Consider the following 18,781-nt stretch of genomic DNA (forward strand, 5'->3'; position numbering starts at 1 on the left):
ATGCGCACGCCGCATTCCGACGGCGAGGTGATCTCGAATGCGGCAAAGGTCCGCAAGGCAGCGCTGCTTTCCGCGGACATGCTGACGGCCGCCCGATGGGATGGCACCGCGCCGCTCCTTGCCGAGGGGGTTACCCTGTCGCCGCGGCTGCATCGGCGGCTTTTCACGGAAATCGCGGAAGCCCATGGCGATCCCGCCACATTTGCCGACGGCGCCCGCCGCCTGATTTCCATGGCCGCGGACGGACGCGCAAAGGCAGCGCTCCGGGCGGGCCTCGCCTATCATCTCGCAGCCTTCTGCCCCACGGTCGATCGCCCGACCCTTGCGAGGCTTAAGGCCGTCTACGGCGAGGAAGCGGTCGCATTCGCCCTCGGCCACATCAATCTTTCTACGGCAACGCCGTCGCCCGATCTGTTGAGCGAGCGGGCAAGGCATGTCGTCGAGGCCGATGGCTGGTCGATGCTGGCACTTCTGGCAGACGAATACCAGATCTCCGCGGCATGGCGGTCGGCGGGCTGGCGCGACGTGGCCGAAAACGGCTCGGTTTCCCTCTTGAAGAGCCCGGCGCTCGTTCTGGCGACGGCCGCCGTCGACGAGGTCGCCTCCATACAGGAAGGCGCCGGACGATGAGCTCGGGATTTGCACGCCACGACCGCATCATTCCGGCGGAGAGTTTCGGCCAGATCAGAGAGGCGGCGCACATTCTGGAGGCCGCCCGCCAGGACGCCGCCCAATCGCAGGCGACACTTGCCGTCGCCAGCGAGCAGGCCGCCCAAAGCGGCTATCGCGACGGGTTCGAACAGGGCGTTCGCGATGCCGCCGCACGGCTTGCCGCCTCGCTCGGAAAAGCCGAACAGGAAATTGCCCATCTCGATAGCTGGGTCGAGGCGGTGGTTCTGAAATCGGTCGGATTGATCCTCGGATCGATGGAGGCCGACGAGCGCACGAGGCGATTGGTTCGCCACGCCATATCCCAGACCGCCGAGGCCCAGCAGATCGCCCTGCATGTCGGCCCCGAGGATGCCGCCATGATCGCCCGGGCAATTGCGGATATCGATCATCGCATCACTGTCGAAACGGATCCGCTGATGTCTCCAGGCGAGATCGTGCTGGAGACATCGGCGGGACGAAGCCAGATCGGCCTGAAAGATCAGCTTGCCACCGTGATCGAGGCTCTCCTCCATGGTTGACGCGTTGCTGCGGATGGAGCGGACACTCGAACAAACGGAAGTGCGGCGGCAGAGCGGCCGCGTAAAGAGTGTTTCGGGCCTGCTGGTGCGGGCCCTCATCCCCTCAGTCAGGATCGGCGAGCTTTGTGAACTGCATGAGCCGGGCAGGGGCCGCATCGGCCTTGCCGATGTCGTCGGCATCGACGGCGAGACGGCGCTTCTCTCGCTTCACGGCGAAACCCGCGGCATCTCCCAGCGCACGGAAATCGTCCCGACCGGCCGGGAGCCGGCCATCTCTGTCGGCAATTTCCTGCTCGGCGCGATCGTCGATGCACACGGCAATGTCCTGCGTCCCTCCGCCAATCCTGCCGGCGATGATGCGCGCTTCCTGCAGCCGCTCTACGGCCAGCCGGTCAATCCCCTGTCGCGCCGCCCGATCCGGCAGCCGTTTACCTCGGGAATTGCCGCCGTGGACGGATTGCTGACCTGCGGGCAGGGCCAGCGCATCGGTATTTTCGGCGCGCCCGGCGCCGGCAAGTCGACGCTGGTGTCCCAGATCGTCGCCAACAGCAAGACCGATGTGATCGTCTGCGCCCTGGTGGGCGAACGCGGACGCGAAGTCGGCGAATTCGTTGCCGGCAACATGCCGGAAGGCGTTCCCTCGAATGTGGCGCTGGTCGTTGCCACATCCGATCGCCCGGCGCTGGAGCGGTTCAAGGCGGTGATGACGGCAACGGCGATCGCCGAGCATTTTCGCGAGCAGGGAAAACATGTGCTGCTCGTCATCGACAGCGTCACCCGCATGGCCCGCGCCCTACGCGAAGTGGGGCTGGCGGCAGGCGAACCGCCGGTGCGGCGCGGCTTCCCGCCCTCCGTATTCGCCGTCCTGCCGCAAATCTTCGAGCGCGCCGGAAACAGCGCAAACGGCACGATGACGGCTTTCTACACAGTGCTCGTCGAAGGCGAAGAGCAGGACGATCCGATCGCCGAGGAAACCCGGTCGCTGCTGGATGGCCATATCGTGCTCTCCGACAAGATCGCCCGGGCGGGCAATTTTCCGGCGATCGATGTGCTGGCCAGCCGAAGCCGGACGATGAGCGCGGTCGTCAGCGAAAGCCATCGGCGGGCAGCCGACAGGCTGCGCGCCCTGCTCGCCCTCTATGACGAGGTGGAGTTGCTGATCCGCGTCGGCGAATATCGCCAGGGGCGTGATGCCGCCGTCGACGAGGCCGTCGCCAAACACGGCCTCCTCAAGCGGTTCCTGTTTGACGGCGAGCGCAAACCGCAGCCGTTCGGCGCGATCGTCGAAGCGCTCGAGGAGCTTGTCCGATGAATATCGCAGCACCCGCATGGCCCCGGTCATCGATGGCCGAGAGCTTCTTTACCCATTCCGACACGATGATGCGCGCCGCCTGGAAAATTCCGGTCCGGGAGCAGACGCTTTCCGTTCGCCCGCTGTCCCCCGATATCGCAGCCGGGCGGATCGCCGATCCGGTCGGCATTCTCTGCCGCGTCGGCGAACGGGAGCAGATGCTGATTGCGTCGGCCGGAGCATTGCGGTTGCTGGCCGAAAGGCTGGAACCGCTGCTCCTCTGGGAAAAACTGTCTCCGCATGAACAGGCGGCGGTGGTCGAACATCAGTTCGCCGAGGCCTTCGAGGCAATCGAGAACAAGATCGGCATCAGCCTGTCGCTGCTGCAGATCGGCGCCGAGCCGCAGCTGGATTTCAGCGGCAATTTCGGCTTCGAAATCGGCTGGAACGGCATGAGCCTGCCCTTGAGCGGCCGCTTCGATGAAACCTTCCTTGCCGGGCTGGTCGGCTGGGCGAGCCGCCTGCCGCGCCGCACGCTCAATGCCCTGACGACGGCCGTCAACATCCGGCGCGGTTATGCCGTGCTGTCGGTCGCTGAGATCAAATCCCTGCGATTGGGGGACGGCATCGTCATCGATGGGGCGGCGACGGAGACCGTCATCGCGATCACCGGCGAACGTTACCTTGCAACCTGCATGCGATCGGACAAAGGCACTGTTCTCACCGAGCCGCTGCTGTCGACGCCAACCGGACCAATGAGGCATTTCATGACGAATGAAACCGTCGATCAGGAATTGCAGGGCGAGCCGCGGCCATCGCCTGTCGACAGCATCCCGATCAAGCTGGTCTTCGATGCCGGACGGCTGGAGCTTCCGCTTCGCACACTCGAGACGATCGGCGAAGGCTACGTGTTCAACCTCGACAGACCATTGTCGGATGCCGTCGAGATCATCGCCCAGGGCCGTGTCATCGGACGCGGTGAAATCATCTCCGTGGATGGGTTGAGCGCCGTTCGCGTCACGGCGCTGCACGACTGATGGAACAGAGTTTTCCTCTTGCCCAGAGCCTCGTGGCGATGGCGGCGATCTCGATGCTGCCGGTCATTGCCGTGATCGCGACATCCTTCACCAAGATTTCGGTCGTCCTGCTGATCGTGCGCAATGCGATCGGCATCCAGCAGACGCCGCCGAATCTCCTGGTTTTCGCCATCGCCATCGTGCTCTCGGCCTTCGTCATGAACCCGGTGCTGCAAAACAGCTGGCAATTGCTGCTCGCCCATAGCGGCGATTTCGGCACGGTCAGTGGCATGGCGGACGGCATGGTCAAGGTGGCTGCACCGCTGAAGGATTTCATGCTGAAATTTTCCGATGCCGAGGTTCGCGACTTTTTCGTGCAGGCGTCGCAGAAGATCTGGGCGAATGCGCCGGTTACCTCTATTGCCTCCGACGACATCACGGTGTTGACGCCGAGCTTCCTCGTTTCGGAACTGACGCGGGCCTTCGAAATCGGATTTCTGATCTATCTGCCCTTTCTGATGATCGACTTCGCCGTCTCCGCCATTCTCGTGGCGCTCGGCATGCAGATGATGTCCCCGACCGTGGTGTCGACACCGCTGAAGCTGCTGCTCTTCGTTTCGATAGACGGCTGGCGGCGATTGCTGGAAGGTCTGGTGCTGTCCTATGCGCAGTGAGCATCTCGCCTTCACCGAAGCACTGCTTCGGGTGTCTGCCGCGCCCACGGGAAAGGCTTGCCGCCATGGGTGAGGATCAGGTCGCAGCCGAAATCGGCATGTCTGTCATGGCGACCTTCGCCCTTGCCGGTCCCATTCTGGGCCTCGCCGCGCTTCTCGGCCTCGTCATCGCCATTTTCCAGGCCGCGACGCAGATCCAGGAACAGACCATCGCCCAGATCGTCAAGATTTTCGTGATCTCCATCGCTCTTCTGCTGTTCGGCCGGGTGCTGGCAACGCCGCTGATCGAACATTCGGTTCATATCCTCAACGACTTCCCGACCATGGTTCAGTGAGGCGAAGCGGATGGGGCCGGATCATCTTCCGCTCGTCGGCATCGAGGTCGCGGCTCCGGCCGCAGCCATGCTCGGCGCCGCCCGCGCGCTCGGCATCCTGCTGATCTTCCCGATCTTCTCGCTGTTCAGCATTGTCGGCATTCTGCGTTTCGGCCTGGCAATCGGCCTTTCGGCGCCCTCCGTCGCCTTCGCCTATTCGGTGCTGGCGTTGGGAGATACGTCCTGGTTCGATCTGGCCGCTCTTTCGATCAAGGAACTCTGCTTCGGGGCGCTCATCGGCATGGGGCTCGGCGTCCCCTTCTGGGCGGCCCAGGCGGCCGGCGACATGACCGATGTCTATCGCGGCGCCAATGCCGCCAATCTCTTCGACCAGATCAACGCGCTGGAAACCGCGCCGCTGGGCTCGCTGATGATGTCGATCGCCCTGGTGATTTTCGTCAGCGCCGGCGGCATCATCGATCTGGTCGCGATCTTCTACAAATCCTTCGAGCTCTGGCCGCTCTTCAAGCTCGCGCCCACTATCCCCGACGATCCGCTCGACATGATATCAGGTGTTTTCGGCCGGCTGTTCAAGGCGGCCGGATTGCTTGCCGCCCCGTTCATGATCATCACCTGCGCACTCGAATTATCGCTGGCCTTCGTCGGCCGCTCGTCCAAACAATTCCCGCTGAACGACAGCCTGCCGGCCATCAAGAACTTCGCGGTCATGGTCATTCTCGTCGTCTACACGGCCTTCATCTCCAGCTATTTCCACGATCTTTGGGTCAATGGATTCAACGAGGTGAAAGCCATGCTGGAGGTGGCTGATGGCCAAAAATGACGATACCGAGGAAAAAACCCTGCCGCCGAGCCGGGTGAAGCTCGATCGGCTTCGGCGCGAGGGCCAGGTTCCCCGTTCGAAGGAAATCCCGGTTGCGATCTCCGTCCTCGCCATCGCCATCTATGTCACCTGGGGCTTGCCTGATATCCTCGAGGATTTCACCCGCGGTTTCGATGCCGGTCTACAATCCGCCGGCCGGGCCGACCTTTCCGACGCCGTGACTGTCGGCTTGAGCGAAACCGGCGTGGCGCTGCTCGATCTCATCTGGCTGCCGCTTGGGATGGGTCTCGCCGCCACCATCCTGGCCTCAATCCTCGACGCGCAGGGTTTTCCCGTGTCGTTCAAACATATGAGCTTCGATTTTACCCGGCTCAATCCGTTCGACGGCATCAAGAGGCTTTTTTCGCTCGCGAGCATCGCCGAATTCATCAAGGGGCTGGTCAAATTTGTCCTGCTCGCGGCCGCCGGCGGCGGTGCGATCCTCTATTTCCTCAACAGCATCTTCTGGTCGCCTCTTTGCGGAGAAGCATGCTCGCTCTCCACGGCAGCCCATCTCCTCGGCTCGATCCTCGTCATTGCCGCCGGCATCATGGTGGCGGCGGCGTTTTTCGATATCCGCATTTCGCGCGCGCTGTTCAGGCACGAACACCGCATGACCAAGACCGAGGCGCGGCGTGAATACAAGGATACCCAGGGTGACCCGAAGCTGAAATCGGCGCGCCGGCAGATCGGCGCGGAAATGCGCAACGGCCCGCCGCGCAGGCAAGGACCAGACCAGAAATGAAAAGCGGGAGCTTGAGGCGCCCGCTTTTTCTTCACTTTGTCGTCCCGGTGGTCTGATATCTCAGACGCCCGATTGGTTGTCACCTACACGCGTCCAGTTCTTCACCTTGTCCAGCGTGATATCGGACAGGAAGGTCACGCTGGCAAGCGAGCTGTCGGTGCGGAAGACGTTGCTGCCGTTGGAGAACGCGCCGCCATCGATGGTGACGTCGGCGTCGATCTGCTTGCCGCCATTGGTGCGCACGAGCGTGGTGAAGCCGTCAGCGACGAAATCCTTCAGATAGAAATGCGTATCAGCATTGATCTGGAAGATCTTGTCGGTCGCGCCCTTGGCCGAGCCGCCGAGAATGGTGACGTCGCCGGCACTTTTGACCGTCAGCGCATCCTCGCCGACATTCTGCCAATTGACGTTTTCGAGCGTCGCGCCGCCATAGACGTGAATGCCGTCTGCGCCATTCTCGCCGAGATTGACATTCTTGAGCGTCGCGCCATTCTTGAGAATGAACAGCGGCGATTGGGTTTCGGACTGGCCGCCATCACCGAGCTTGGAAGAGGCCGTATAGGTGGCGCCCTTGCCGTCGAACACGCCGCCATCCACGATGATCGGCTCGTTGACGGTGATGACGCTGCCTTCTTTCGAGAGGTCGGGCTTTTCCGCCGTGGTCTGCAAAGTCGTGGTCTGCTTCTCGTCGGAGGGATCCACCTTCTTGGAGTCGGACTGCCAGTTGATGTGCTTGCGCAGCACATCCTTGGGATCGGAATCCATGCCGCTTTCCGATGTTCCCGGCGACTGCGGCACATAAGAGGTCAGCATCGGCGGGTTGCCGGAGAAATCTTCGAAAGGCGAGACCTTACGGGTTCGGCTGGTGGTGGAATCCGTGTCGATCCTATTGCCGCCGCCATGGCAACCGGACTCAAGGTCGAAATGGGAGGTTCTGTCGAAGTCTATGGGCCTTTGTCCATCTACGCCATGCATTGCATTCATCCCCCTGTTGTCTCTGCTACTGCACCTGGTCTATGCGCCTGACCTTTGTTTTGATCCGGCAGCGTTCCGGATTTGCCCGATCTCTCCGACGGTTTTGATCGTTATATCCCTGTCGATCTCCTCCGCCGCCAGCACCGGAATGCGGCAGTTATGGCGGATCATCAGCATCTGGGTGAGCAGGCGCCATTCGCCCGGCACGATGATGACGGGATCGTATCCCTGCTCATTGGCGTCCTCGAGAGCCTGTCTGGTTTTCTCAGCCAGCAGCCGCAGTCTTTCGGCGATCTCGATCTTCTCGGTCGCGCCGCCCGCCTCATAGGACCGGATGAAGTGGTCCCATTCGGCGGGAAGCACCAGCACCGGCAGCAATCCGCGCCGGTCGAGAAGCCCAAAGGCGATCTGCTTGACCAGCGAGGCCCGCGCCATTTCGGCCAGGGCATCCGGCGCGTGATCGGTGCCGGCGTGCAGCATCACTTCCAGAAGTCCGCGCGGCTGGGAAAGCGTCACGCCGGAATCCAGCAGGCGCCTGACGACCGCGACCGTCAGCATCAGCGGCACCTGGGTGGCGACATCGATCGCCAGCTTTCCCAAACGCGGTTCGAGGCTGCCGAGCCACTGTGCGGCATCGTCGACGCTGAACAGCGCGCCGATGTGGCGGCGGACGATGCGCACGATGTCGTCGGCAATCTGTTCGGCCGTTCGTTCAGGACCGCAGCTGATGAGGCCGGCAGGCACGTTTTCGACCTGGAGATGGATCAGATCCTCGGCCATGCGGGGATCGGCGTTGAACGTCGGCACCGTCACGGAGACGCCGACGGCGCGCGCCGCCATGCGGATACGCCCGTCCAGCATTTCGCCGAGCCGCATCGCTTCAAGCCGCGCCAGCGTTGCCATCGAGACTGTGGCGACGACAGGATCGCCATATTTCGTCCTATCGAGCGGATAGGAATTGGCGCCTTCCACGGCATTCGCCGATCCGGCTGTAGGCTGGCCCGCGCGCCGGCGATGAACCATGAAGGCAAGGCCCGCGAGACACAGGCCGATCGCGCCGAGCACGCTTGTCGGAAATCCCGGAACGAAGCCCGCGCAGATCGTCAGCGCCGCCGCAATCGCCAATGCACGGGGCTCGCGGAAGAGTTCGCGGCCGATATCGCTGCCGAGGCTGCCATTGCCGTCGTCGGACACGCGGGTCACGACGATACCGGCCGAGACAGCCATTAGGATCGATGGGATCTGCGACACCAGGCCGTCGCCGATCGACAGCAGCGTATAGAGATGGGCGGCTTCGGCAAAGCTCAGGCCCTTCTGGAAGATGCCGATCGCCAGGCCGCCGATGAGATTGACGGCGACGATCACTAATCCTGCGACCGCATCGCCCTTGACGAAGCGCATGGCGCCGTCCATGGCGCCGAAGAACTGGCTCTCCTGCTCGAGGCGCGACCGGCGCTTCTGCGCGGCTTCCGTGCTGATATGGCCGTTGCGCAGATCGCTGTCGATGGCGAGCTGCTTGCCGGGCATGGCGTCGAGCGTGAAACGCGCGCCGACCTCGGCAACGCGCTCGGCGCCCTTCGTCACCACGATGAACTGCACCAGCGCCACGATCAGGAAAATGATCAGGCCGACGACGACGTTTCCCGCAACGACGAAGTCGCCGAAGGCCATGATGATCTCGCCGGCATCGGCATCCGCCAGTACGAGCCGCGTCGAGGAAATCGTCAAGGCCAGCCGGAACAGCGTGCCGATCAGAATGACGGCGGGAAAGGTCGAGATTTCGAGGACGCTCTTCAGATAGGTCGTGGTGATCAGCACCACGAAAGCGAAGGAGAGATTGAAAGCGATCAGCACGTCCAGAACGATTGTCGGAAGCGGCAGCACCAGCATCGTCACGACGGAGGCGAAAAACACCGCAAGCAGCATATCGGTGCGTTGCGCAAGCATGGCGATGGCGGATGACCTTACCTTCATGATCCGGCTTCCGACGCCATCGCCTATTCTTGTTCGCTGCTGGAAATTTCGGCGAGCTTCGGCTCGGCACTGCCGGCGGAGGCGAAATTGACCGTATCGTCCTCACTGTCGCGGGAGACGATCATCTGGTCTTTGCCGATCTCCTTGATCCGCCAGCCGCTCGAAACGACATCGCCTTCCTCGTAGCGGCGGCCGTCGGAGCCAATGATGAATCTGACGGGCGTATAGCCGGCGGCGGCGACGAAGCCGTCGAGACCGGAAGAGAGGGCGGTGAGATCGACGATGGAAACGGAACCGCGTCGGCTCATCGAGGCGATGATGCTGCGCAGCTTGGCCTTGTCGGGCAGGCCGAGAGGGCGCGATCCTTCGCCGATGCGAATTTCGTCGGCGGTGGCGACGATGCTCAGATCTTGGGGAAGCTGAGCCATACGAATGACCTGGCGGATTTCGGCAGCAATTGCCGCCGATGACGGCGCCGGTTCCGGCGCGGCGGAAACCCTGACGAGCGGGGCTTCGTGAGCCGGCGCATCGCTGTTGTAAAGCCCGGCCAGCAAAAGCAACGCCGCCAGCCCGAGAAGGCCGGCAGCCGCAATCCGGCGTGGCGCGAACCGCACGCGCCCGGCGCCGAGAGCTTCGAGTTCGCAGGCCGTGCCGTCGAAGGAGATGGTCTGCCTCTTCGTAAGGGTCATCGTCCGATCGCGTGGGATGGAACGACCGTCGATCACGACGTCATCCCGCAGCGCGGTCAACGACACCGTGTCGGAGCCGCGGGAGCGCTGCAAACTGATGGCAAAGGCGGGTTCTGGTTTGGCGCCGAGGATGATCAGGTCGCAATCGGCGCTGCCGCCGACCACCTGCCGCTCCGCCGTCAACGGCAGAATGGAGCTGCGCCCGGCACGCGTGATGCGCAAGACCGGTCCGCCGCTGCCTGACGCAGCGTTGCCGGCGTTACCTCTGAATGTCGGCGAAGAGGAATCTAGATCCATAACCATCTTGTTCCCGAACCGTCCGTCGAGCGGCTTTTATTGTCTTCGAGAGCGGGGAAGCGAGACGGGCGAACCCGTCTCGCCATTGTTTCAATCAGCCTGGGCCGATCTTCTTGATGGCGTTTGCGACGCCGTTGATCTTGGTGATTTCGGTTGCAACCTTCAGGCTCTGCTCGGTCGCTTCGTTCTGGGCCGACTTGAAGGCGGAAATCGCCGAGCCGATGCCCGCATCAAGTGTCGAAGTACTAGCCATGTCTTGAACTCCTTGCATGGTTTTGGCGGCCAGAGCCTTGCAGAATTCAAGATCGAATTCAATAGCTTATGTTAAAAAGTTATTAATTCGCGATATGTACAACAAATGCGCGAAATGGATATCCGTCCTGTTCCCAGCGGACCGATGATCTGCAACAGTAGATCGGATAATTATTAATAGATTGGATTTCGCAGCCCCTGCCTTCATTCGTTCATTAGTTGTCGGGCGATATCCGGATCGTGAGGTAAACTCAGATGTTTGCGCGTTTTGTTTACATGGCCGCTATCGGACTGCTGGCCTCCTTTCCTCCATCGGCCGGCGCCAGCGAGCGGGAGGTGCGCCTGGATGTCGTCTCCCTGCCGCTTGGCGAAGTTGTCCAGACGCTGTCCTTCATGTCCGGCATCCCGGTCACGACAGTCGGGACACTGAGCGGCAAGGTCGAGCACTGGTCTGTCCGGGAAAGCGGAGCCAAGGCCTTCGTCAAGCTTGGCGATGCCAGCAATCTCTTCGTCGCCTATGACGGCAGCCGCATCATCCTCGCGCCGAAGCAGGAGGTCTCCACCGTCGTCCTCGATCGCGGCGGCCGCAGCTGGAAGACCGAGCAAAACGCCATTCGCGCGCTGTTCCCGCTGCTGCCGGACGATGCGCTGCGTGAAGATCCCGCCAGCGGATTGGTGCTGGTGCGCGGGCCCGCGGTCTTCACCAAGGCCGTCGAAGACGTGCTGAGCCGACAGCAAGCCGACAGCATCAAGGTCATCAAGGGCGGCCAGCTGGAAATCCTGACGACGAACAACGGTGCCTGAGCGGCTGATATGAAGGCGCTGAAGTCTCTCAGGCAGTTGCTGGAGATCCGCAGCCTGCGGGCGGACAATCTTTCCCGCAGCCTCTCCGAGGCGCGGGCGGATGCCGAAAGCGCGCGGGAGCGGGAAACGAAAGCCTCCGAAGCGCTCGACATCGCGGCAAGCCGGCCCGCCGGCAATCCTGTCGTCGACGTATTACGCAAGAGTGGTGTCATCGCCGCCGCCGAGCTTCAGGACGCGCTGATGCGACAATCCGTATTGCGCAGCCATGAAGCCGATGCCGGCCTATCGCTTGCGCAACACAAAGCCGCCCGGCGCGCCGCGCAAGAGCGGGCAGAACACGTCGCCGCCGATTTTTCGCGAGCACAGAAGGCGGTATTGCGCGTCGAATTTTCGCTTGAAGCAGCGGAGAAAATCGACCGGTAGGGAGCTAAGAACCAGCAGATGAACCAACCGGCTTCTGTTCTTCCATCTCTTTATCGACAATCGAGCTGACGAGGGCAACGACCCGGCTGCGCACACGCGGAGAAAGGAGCAAAACGTCGTCTATCAGACGCCGTCCCTCCGCCGTGGAAATATAGGCAATCTTCTCATCGATCTCTGTTATGATTTGCTGGCCATGAGTGGTTTCGGGATCTGGAAGGCCTTCGAAAAACCTCGAAACAGGGATCTTGAGGCAATTGGCAAGCTCGTAGAGCATCGAAGCGCTGACGCGGTTCTTACCGCTTTCATATTTTTGCACCTGCTGCAAGCTGACCCCGATGCCGGCGCCGAGATCCCCTAGAGATACATTCGACTGCATTCGGCGGATACGGATTTGCTGTCCGACATGCCGATCAACTGGATGCACCAACTCGCGCGCTACATTCGACTGTTCGGCTTGCGCAGGCCTCGAAGTCCGGACCTGTGCTGCTGCATAGCGCTTCATGGTGGTCACCCCGATGGAGAGTTTCACGCGGTGCGCCCCCGCTGAAAACTCGCTCAACCCACTGATCGGGGAGTTCGTAACCGTACAAGACGGCCCTGTGGCCTTTAGTTCCGAGGAACCTGGACATACGCCACAGGCTCCTCGACCGAAGGTCAAGGAGTGTGGTGCCGAATCGGCCGACACCAACCGCTTGTAGGGGTTACGAAGCCCCGGGGCAGCGCGTACTGCCCTATCGAAAAAGATAGTGGGAATCCGCCCGCTGCGCAACCGAATTCTTTACAAGATTCAATAGCTTCGCTTTACGCGCCGACACTTGCCTCAAAAGCGAGAGGTCACGCTTCGGGCGGTCGCCCGATGCGGCGAGCCATGCGCAGCCGCAGGGGTCGGCCAATACAACTAGCCGCGCAGGCCGGTCTGAGTAGTCCTTGAAGCTCTTTTCGAGTTGGTTCGCAATTGCTCCTTTGCCCGTCCAGCTATCTACGAAGACGATGCTCTCGACAGGACGCCTGGCAAGAATGTGGCGCATAGCCTCGTCGTCAACGCCCTTGTCGCGAATGATCGACAACCCGTAGTGTCCGACGTCCCGGCCGAGTAAGGCGATGGCCCTCTTGAGAAGGATGCCGAAGGGCACGCCGGCGCGGACCAAACTGACAAGGGTAATAGGACCCTCGACCGACTGCACGATCGCGAGGGCGAGGCGTGCCGTCTCGGCGCCCATGCGCGGGCCACCAGTGGCCATGGCCTTAGCAAACAGCTCCATGTATTCGCGGGTCGGGGCCATCTCGGCGGAAATCATTTCCGAGTAATGCCGCCGCCCGGATTGGATGGCCTCTTCCCTCGTGGCCGTGTCAGTAGGCTGAATATCCACTCTCTTGAGAAGGAGCGTCACGTCGTATTCGGCGTAGGAGCCTAGTGTGGCAGGGGAGGCGATGCTGTCATAGGTATCCCCCATGGGAGTGATGTCCTTAGATAACGCGACAGCAGTGTTGTGTCGCTGTGGACTGGCGGAAATGTCCGATCGAGTGAGCCGATTTCGAAGCGGCAGACCGCATGGCCTAAGGCGGCTTCATTCACCTTCTACGTCTGAAAGGACAATGGGATCGCCCAGTGCGGACATCAGGCTGGCACAGACATTTTCCGGGCCTGTCTCCGAGCAGAGTATAATTTTCGAGTACAGCGCTGGATCGACGTTGTAGAGGTAATGTGGAACCGTTCCGCCGTAGTTGTCGGAGAACGAAAGTACCGAACCGATCGCGTGGCCTTTCGACAGGGGAGAACGCGTCACGGATGAATAGAAAACCTCAGCGCCCTCCTTTTCCAAGCGCTCCGCAAGCAGGAAGGGCTGCCACACGTGTTCGCCCGTTCCGAGTACGAGGGTAATCCCGTCATCGGCAGCGTTTGCATTAAGACCCTGCAAGTGATCGACGACGCCGAGACGCGCCCAGTCTCGAGCGACGTCGGGACAGACCTCGGGCCGCTTAGGACGGTCACAGGAAGGGACCTGCGGAGTAGCTGCCGTGAAATCCCCACGCGGAGTCCAACTGTACCGTCCAGAAACGATAGTAGCCTCACTGACTGTTCCCGTGATCTCCGCGCGGGCAGCGCCTTCTGACCAGTCGGTAAGCGTAAGTAGGATTGTGTGCTTCAGCTTCAAACGAATTTTTGCGGGAAGGGCAGCGAAGATGTTGGCGAATGTCTTACCTGTCGAAGCCTCATCGTCAACGAGTACCAAGCCGGTCGCACCATGAACCAAGTCGCGGAGCCTTGCCTCGCATGGTTCGTGCAGGAGGTGCCGCGGGGCATGGCTATGCTCTTCCTCAAATTCGCACAGCAGCGGCAGCTTAAGATCATGGCGAGTGGAGCAGATATATATTGCATCGCCGCGACCAGTGAGTTCGCGGAACCGCCGATGGACACCCGCACCAAGGCCAATGCCCGCTTCGGCTATTCCGATGAACAAAACAGGACCAGGAATATCGGCAGGAATTTGACTTGCAAGGAGGTCGAATGCGTTTCCCATGACCGAAGGGCGGATCGGCAGGAATCGACCAAGAACCTTGGAAACAAACAGAAACGAGCGTTTCGGGTTGATTCGCTGCCCGAAGCCGAACATCTCGATGGGGGATACAAGGCTTCGATCCACGTGAACCGAGATAGTGCCGTCGGCGAGTTGCGCAGAGTATGTTGAAGGATTCACCATTGCCAGCTTTCGAAAGTACGGACGTTTACCGTGGAAAAAAATCCGTGACATATGTTTCCGTGACGCCGCACGCTCATTGGCGTCTCGTTGACGAGCAGGGGTAGCACTTACCTCTCGAGGCTCAGAGTGCATCAGCGCCACGATATCGCAGGAGAATTCGCCGGCCCTTGCGGCGAAGGCCAGCACGGCGCGAGCGCCCTCCCTTTCAGCTTCGTTGGGACTAAATCCCGATCTGGGATCTTCCTGCCCCGTCGATGCGGCTCGTGACCCATCTCCGACAAAGCGACTGGGGCGATAGAAATAGAGCTTACGTCAGTTCATCCTCGCTCTCTGCGGTGAATCACTAGCATGAAGTGAAGCAAGCGACGTGCCACTCGAATATGCAGCACGAATGCGAGCTGAATAGGCACCAGAACTCGAATATTGCATTCCAGGTCTCACGCGGCAGATGTCCAGATTGCCGGGAAATTTCGTATTGCATCCATAACGGCTTTGGGCGACGGATTGCGGGTGCCATGGCAAGCGCGTGCGGTCGCGAAACCTCGGATGGCGGCGAAGCGTTGCAGTTAAGAGAGATGCTGGAGCGCATATTCGCCTAAACGCTGCTGACGTGGCGGTTGGGCGTAAGCGCTGTCCTGATCCCACCTTCCGGATCATCGCTTGATCATTGATGTTCAACCTCGAAAGAGGGCTTGGACATATGTCGATTTCAGAACTTACGCTTAAATCCAAGGATGAGCCGATACGCCGGTTTGAGGTGTTCACAGGCAATGGCCGTCGTCGCGAATGGAGCGACGATCAGAAGGCGCAGATTATTGCGGAGAGTTGCGAGCCCGGCGTCACGGTGTGCTCTGTGGCGCGGCGGCATGGGTTGACGCCGCAGCAGTTGTTCACATGGCGACGGCTCGCCCGAAAGCCGCTTGATGTTCTTTCGGTGCCGGAGGAAGCACCAATGTTTGCACCAGCAGTCGTCGTGTCGCCCGAGAAGTCGGAGCCGAAGAAGGCGCGGCAAGAACGTTTGCCAAGAAGAACTTCTCCGGAGGCGGCTATTGAATTGCAGATTGATGGAGCCATGCTGCGCATTGCCTCTGGCACCGATGCTGCAACCATTGCCGCCGTCATCCAGGCGTTGAAGGCTCAATCGTGATCGGGCCGTCCGGTGCGGTAAAAGTGATGATCGCCACCAAGCCTGTCGACTTCCGCAAAGGTGCTGAAGGATTGGCGGCACTGGTGAAGGCCCAGATGGGTGCCGACCCGTTCTCGGGCACGATCTACGTGTTCCGGGCCAAACGAACGGACCGGATCAAGCTGATCTTCTGGGACGGCAGCGGCGTGTGCCTAATCGCCAAGCGGATCGAGGATGGCGAGTTCCATTGGCCTCGAATGCAGGACGGTGCGATGCATCTGACGGCCGCCCAGTTCTCGGCTCTGTTCGAAGGATTGGACTGGAAACGCGTGCATGCGCCGAGCGAAACGCGCACGCCGATAAAGGCCGGATAACGGGCGCGACCAATTGAATCAGAGCCATTCAGCCTCTCGTTCCGAGCGGCAAAATATGCTGTTCTCGATCCATGACGATGACGGCAGACGAGCTTCCGGATGACCTGAACGCGCTGAAAGCAAACAGCGTCACCGCTTTGGTCGACGGGCAGAGACGCTTCCCGAGGACCAGCTTCTGCTTGGGCTTGAAGAGGCCGAGCAAGTCGAGGCTGCGGGGCTGGAAGAGAAGGAACAAGCCACCACTGCCCTGCGCCAGGCGCAGGTGGCCAAACGGCGCACCAACCGGGGTTCGCTGCCAGCGCATCTGCCGCGCGTCGAGATCGTGGTCGATATTGATGACCATGCCTGCCCCTGCTGCCGCAACGACCTGCATCGGATCGGCGAAGATGTCAGCGAGAAGCTCGATATTGTGCCCGCCCAGTTCCGCGTTCTGGTGGTGCGCCGGCCGAAGTATGCCTGCCGGGCTTGCGAAGAAGTCGTTGTCCAGGCTCCGGCCCCGGCAAGATTGATCGAAGGTGGCATTCCGACCGAGGCCACCGTGGCCCAAGTGCTGGTGTCCAAATATGCCGACCACCTGCCGCTGTATCGCCAGGCGCAAATCTACAGGCGTCAAGGCATCGACCTCGACCGTTCGACGCTCGCAGACTGGGTAGGTCGCGCCGCTTGGCATCTGCGTCCTGTCCATCAACGGTTGCTCGATCATTTGAAGTCGTCGTCCAAGCTCTTTGCCGACGAGACGACGGCGCCAGTGCTCGACCCAGGACGTGGCAAAACCAAGACCGGACAGCTTTGGGCCTACGCACGGGATGACAGGCCATGGCAGGGCGATGACCCTCCCGGGGTCGCCTATGTCTATGCGCCGGACCGCAAAGGTGAACGACCGATGGCCCATCTCGACGGCTTCGTCGGCATCCTGCAGGTGGACGGCTACAGTGGATATCGCCCGCTCGCGGCAAAGAACACCGTGTCGCTGGCATTCTGCTGGTCCCACGTTCGCCGCCGTTTCTATGAACTCGCCGCCGCCGGTCCAGCACCCATTGCCAGCGAGGCGCTCCGACGCATCGCCGAGCTTTACAAGATCGAAGACGAGATACGTGGTCGCACACACGAGGAGCGTAGCGCCAAGCGCGTAGAGACGAGCCGCCAGAACACCGACAGCCTAGCTCCCTGGCTGCGTGAGCAACTCGGCTATATCAGCCAGAAGACAAAGCTCGCCGAAGCAATCCGATATGCCCTGTCACGTTGGGAAGGCTTGACCCGCTTCATCGACGACGGCCGGATCGAGATCGACTCCAACATCGTCGAACGGTCAATCAGGCCAGTTGCCCTCAATCGGAAGAATGCACTCTTCGCAGGGTCGGACGCCGGGGCCGAACACTGGGCGACCATCGCCTCGCTCATCGAGACTGCCAAGCTCAACGATGTCGAACCACTGGCTTATCTCTCAGACGTCCTCACCAAGATCGTCAACGGGCATCCAAACAGCCAAATCGACGACCTGCTGCCATGGGCCAACGCTGCAAAGCACGAACTCAAAGCCGTGGCCTGAAAACAGCGCTTACGGTTGGGCCTTTGAACGGGGGATGAGATCAGCCGGGAAAAAAGGCGTGGCTTCATTGAAATCGGCAGGATGTACCCCGCCCATACCCGGGATCAGAGCAGGCCAGCCGTGGCCCCAACCTGCGATGATAGCAGGTGCCTGGGGCACCCCCAGCACGTCGAGGGTTCTGCATCTTCGTGTCAGCCAATAGCCGACAGTTCGCACCACGTTTGTATTCGCTTTGTCTGCTTTACGACAGACTTAAGTCTTGATGCCTGCACTCAGCCGTCGCTGTTCAGTCCCGGCATTTTCATGGAGCGGATCGAGGGTGAAACGTTCAGACTGCGAAGTCCATGTCTTGCAGACGAACTCGTAGTGTGAGGCCCTTGAGGGTCTTGAGCCTGCGGCCGAAATTGTAGAGCGGCGACAAAGTCGGCAAGATGCTGGCGCAGTTGATGGTGGCTTTCAAAGTAGAAGCGTCTCACGCGATGTCCGCTTCTTCCATTTCGCTACGGTCCTTTGGTCGATCCCGTATGGCTTCGAAAGCGTTCTCCGGTTCTTTTCACTATTTGTATTGCCCAACGGATTGCCTCTGTCGTCGTGGCGCTCCCGTGTAGAACCTGGCCCATAACGCATTATTTCATTTGGAAGGATGAATGCCCCATCAAAACCTTGGATCAACATCTAACAGTCCGAGTATAGCCCGGGAAACCGGCCGACGGAAGCCATTCGTACGACGCACTCAACTAAGAAAGCTTCCCATCTCCCTTTTCCGAATAGGCCGTTCAGCGGCCTGATGACGTCACTCTGCTCGCCCAGGAGCTCGGTGTTCCCGCCGCCGTTGTTCGTGATAATGCTGGCAATGATACCCGTCATCCGGCCGGTTCGTCATGAGCCGATTCCCACATTCTTGGGCATCTGAAATCAATGAGGGCGGCTAACAGTGAAGAGGGCAGGGGGAAAGTACCCTTCTCGAAAACATCGCAGAGTGGGAGTCTGTTTTATCAACGCGCGTGCACGCGAACAGCTGTGACTGTGATTGCGTCTCTTTCAATCGAGGCCAATGGAGTGATCGGCCGTAAGCGCGAATTTCTGCGCACCTTCTGAAGCGCGGTGCTCTGAGGCATGAAGTGTCCACCAAAATAGGTGGACATCAAATCATGGATGAAGATGCTCCTAAACTACAGGTGCGGCTTGTTGGTCGCGACGGCCGCCGTCCATATGGCCCTGCCTCGCGAGATCGGCTTGTTGTCGCATCCCAGTCAAAACCTCTTCCATGCCCCGCGCCGTCTTGTGGCGTCAGCCGTAAGCAGTGCCAAGGCAGCATCGTCAATCTTGTCCTCGTTCCACATGCAAATCGGTCGATTGCTGCGGCTAGGCCGAACGCGGTATCCATACGCGAGGAACCGCGGAACTTGGTCGCGTGCGCGGGTCATTGCTGATGTATGCTGCGGATAAGATTCAGGCGGTGATCTGAGCAGAGGCTTTTTCGGCCTGGCGCAGCCTTTTCCACTC

At 60.8% G+C, this 18,781-nt stretch carries 19 protein-coding genes and 3 pseudogenes; 13 read left to right on the forward strand and 9 right to left on the reverse strand.

The genetic code is table 11. The features are described 5' to 3' along the window. The 8 genes from C4N04_RS29260 (at position 1) to C4N04_RS29295 (ending at position 6,110) form a co-directional block, all read left to right on the forward strand. On the forward strand, positions 1 to 630 hold the full coding sequence (locus tag C4N04_RS29260) for a hypothetical protein (protein WP_106797642.1): 630 nt from the start codon (positions 1 to 3) through the stop codon (positions 628 to 630). Beyond that, positions 627 to 1,190, forward strand: a complete 564-nt coding sequence (sctL, locus tag C4N04_RS29265) for a type III secretion system stator protein SctL (RefSeq protein WP_106797643.1) — start codon at positions 627 to 629, stop codon at positions 1,188 to 1,190. The genes C4N04_RS29260 and sctL overlap by 4 nt, the downstream gene beginning before the upstream one ends. Beyond that, positions 1,183 to 2,502 carry a FliI/YscN family ATPase gene (locus C4N04_RS29270; RefSeq protein WP_106797644.1) on the forward strand — a complete coding sequence of 440 codons (1,320 nt, stop codon included), beginning with the start codon at positions 1,183 to 1,185 and terminating at the stop codon, positions 2,500 to 2,502. The genes sctL and C4N04_RS29270 overlap by 8 nt, the downstream gene beginning before the upstream one ends. Next, on the forward strand, positions 2,499 to 3,518 hold the full coding sequence (gene sctQ / locus C4N04_RS29275; protein WP_106797645.1) for a type III secretion system cytoplasmic ring protein SctQ: 1,020 nt from the start codon (positions 2,499 to 2,501) through the stop codon (positions 3,516 to 3,518). Before C4N04_RS29270 ends, sctQ begins: the two co-directional genes overlap by 4 nt. After that, entirely contained in the window at positions 3,518 to 4,171 is a 654-nt protein-coding gene (sctR, locus tag C4N04_RS29280; protein WP_106797646.1) for a type III secretion system export apparatus subunit SctR, read from the forward strand. Before sctQ ends, sctR begins: the two co-directional genes overlap by 1 nt. A 65-nt stretch (positions 4,172 to 4,236) precedes the next feature. Continuing rightward, on the forward strand, positions 4,237 to 4,506 hold the full coding sequence (locus tag C4N04_RS29285; protein WP_097667881.1) for a flagellar biosynthetic protein FliQ: 270 nt from the start codon (positions 4,237 to 4,239) through the stop codon (positions 4,504 to 4,506). Between the two features lie 10 nt (positions 4,507 to 4,516). Then, positions 4,517 to 5,326, forward strand: coding sequence for a flagellar biosynthetic protein FliR (locus tag C4N04_RS29290; protein ID WP_106797647.1), 810 nt, complete (start codon positions 4,517 to 4,519; stop codon positions 5,324 to 5,326). After that, complete coding sequence (locus tag C4N04_RS29295) at positions 5,313 to 6,110, forward strand: EscU/YscU/HrcU family type III secretion system export apparatus switch protein (RefSeq protein ID WP_106797648.1); 798 nt, start codon at positions 5,313 to 5,315, stop codon at positions 6,108 to 6,110. Before C4N04_RS29290 ends, C4N04_RS29295 begins: the two co-directional genes overlap by 14 nt. A gap of 60 nt (positions 6,111 to 6,170) precedes the next feature. On the opposite strand, the gene C4N04_RS29300 is transcribed toward C4N04_RS29295, so the two are convergent. The 4 genes from C4N04_RS29300 to C4N04_RS31970 all read right to left on the reverse strand — a co-directional run bounded on the left by C4N04_RS29300 (position 6,171) and on the right by C4N04_RS31970 (position 10,298). Next, positions 6,171 to 7,085, reverse strand: a complete 915-nt coding sequence (locus C4N04_RS29300; RefSeq protein WP_106797649.1) for a pectate lyase — start codon at positions 7,083 to 7,085, stop codon at positions 6,171 to 6,173. Positions 7,086 to 7,124: 39 nt separating this feature from the next. Then, positions 7,125 to 9,059, reverse strand: a complete 1,935-nt coding sequence (locus C4N04_RS29305) for a flagellar biosynthesis protein FlhA (protein WP_106797650.1) — start codon at positions 9,057 to 9,059, stop codon at positions 7,125 to 7,127. A gap of 23 nt (positions 9,060 to 9,082) precedes the next feature. After that, entirely contained in the window at positions 9,083 to 9,970 is an 888-nt protein-coding gene (locus C4N04_RS29310) for a hypothetical protein (protein WP_245425672.1), read from the reverse strand. Between the two features lie 169 nt (positions 9,971 to 10,139). Then, a complete protein-coding gene (locus C4N04_RS31970; protein ID WP_004672595.1) occupies positions 10,140 to 10,298 on the reverse strand; it encodes a hypothetical protein in 159 nt (52 codons plus the stop codon). A gap of 254 nt (positions 10,299 to 10,552) precedes the next feature. Between C4N04_RS31970 and C4N04_RS29315 the strand changes: the two genes are divergently transcribed. Together C4N04_RS29315 and C4N04_RS29320 are read left to right on the forward strand one after the other, a co-directional pair. Beyond that, entirely contained in the window at positions 10,553 to 11,101 is a 549-nt protein-coding gene (locus C4N04_RS29315) for a hypothetical protein (RefSeq protein WP_106797652.1), read from the forward strand. Positions 11,102 to 11,110: 9 nt separating this feature from the next. Continuing rightward, complete coding sequence (locus C4N04_RS29320; protein ID WP_106797653.1) at positions 11,111 to 11,524, forward strand: hypothetical protein; 414 nt, start codon at positions 11,111 to 11,113, stop codon at positions 11,522 to 11,524. Between the two features lie 4 nt (positions 11,525 to 11,528). Here the strand turns inward: C4N04_RS29320 and C4N04_RS29325 are convergent, their stop codons facing one another. From C4N04_RS29325 to C4N04_RS29335, 3 genes are all read right to left on the reverse strand, one after another. Next, positions 11,529 to 12,026 (reverse strand): helix-turn-helix transcriptional regulator, encoded by a 498-nt coding sequence (locus C4N04_RS29325; RefSeq protein WP_106797659.1) that lies wholly within the window; start codon positions 12,024 to 12,026, stop codon positions 11,529 to 11,531. A 229-nt stretch (positions 12,027 to 12,255) separates the two neighbouring features. After that, complete coding sequence (locus C4N04_RS29330; protein ID WP_245425673.1) at positions 12,256 to 12,978, reverse strand: cysteine protease StiP domain-containing protein; 723 nt, start codon at positions 12,976 to 12,978, stop codon at positions 12,256 to 12,258. Positions 12,979 to 13,092: 114 nt separating this feature from the next. Then, the gene (locus C4N04_RS29335) at positions 13,093 to 14,412 is read right to left on the reverse strand and encodes a phosphoribosyltransferase domain-containing protein (RefSeq protein ID WP_245425674.1); all 1,320 of its coding nucleotides are present in this window, start codon (positions 14,410 to 14,412) and stop codon (positions 13,093 to 13,095) included. 514 nt (positions 14,413 to 14,926) lie between these two features. On the opposite strand from C4N04_RS29335, the gene C4N04_RS29340 reads away from it, so the two are divergent. From C4N04_RS29340 to C4N04_RS29350, 3 genes and pseudogenes are all read left to right on the forward strand, one after another. Beyond that, positions 14,927 to 15,373, forward strand: coding sequence for a transposase (locus C4N04_RS29340; RefSeq protein WP_158775616.1), 447 nt, complete (start codon positions 14,927 to 14,929; stop codon positions 15,371 to 15,373). After that, positions 15,370 to 15,726: an IS66 family insertion sequence element accessory protein TnpB gene (gene tnpB / locus C4N04_RS29345; RefSeq protein ID WP_106797655.1), complete on the forward strand. Its 357-nt coding sequence runs from the start codon at positions 15,370 to 15,372 to the stop codon at positions 15,724 to 15,726. The genes C4N04_RS29340 and tnpB overlap by 4 nt, the downstream gene beginning before the upstream one ends. A 71-nt stretch (positions 15,727 to 15,797) precedes the next feature. Then, positions 15,798 to 17,275 (forward strand): annotated as a pseudogene (locus C4N04_RS29350) (IS66 family transposase). A gap of 252 nt (positions 17,276 to 17,527) precedes the next feature. Here C4N04_RS29350 and C4N04_RS32360 read toward each other — a convergent pair. After that, a pseudogene (locus C4N04_RS32360) lies at positions 17,528 to 17,751 on the reverse strand (IS3 family transposase); the annotation flags it as partial. A 1-nt stretch (position 17,752) separates the two neighbouring features. Next, positions 17,753 to 17,895: pseudogene (locus tag C4N04_RS31975) on the reverse strand (IS481 family transposase); the annotation flags it as partial. Between the last annotated feature and the right edge of the window lie 886 nt (positions 17,896 to 18,781).

Origin of the sequence: Rhizobium sp. H4 (assembly GCF_003013335.1) — a bacterium.
Classification (GTDB): Bacteria; Pseudomonadota; Alphaproteobacteria; order Rhizobiales; family Rhizobiaceae; genus Rhizobium; species Rhizobium sophoriradicis.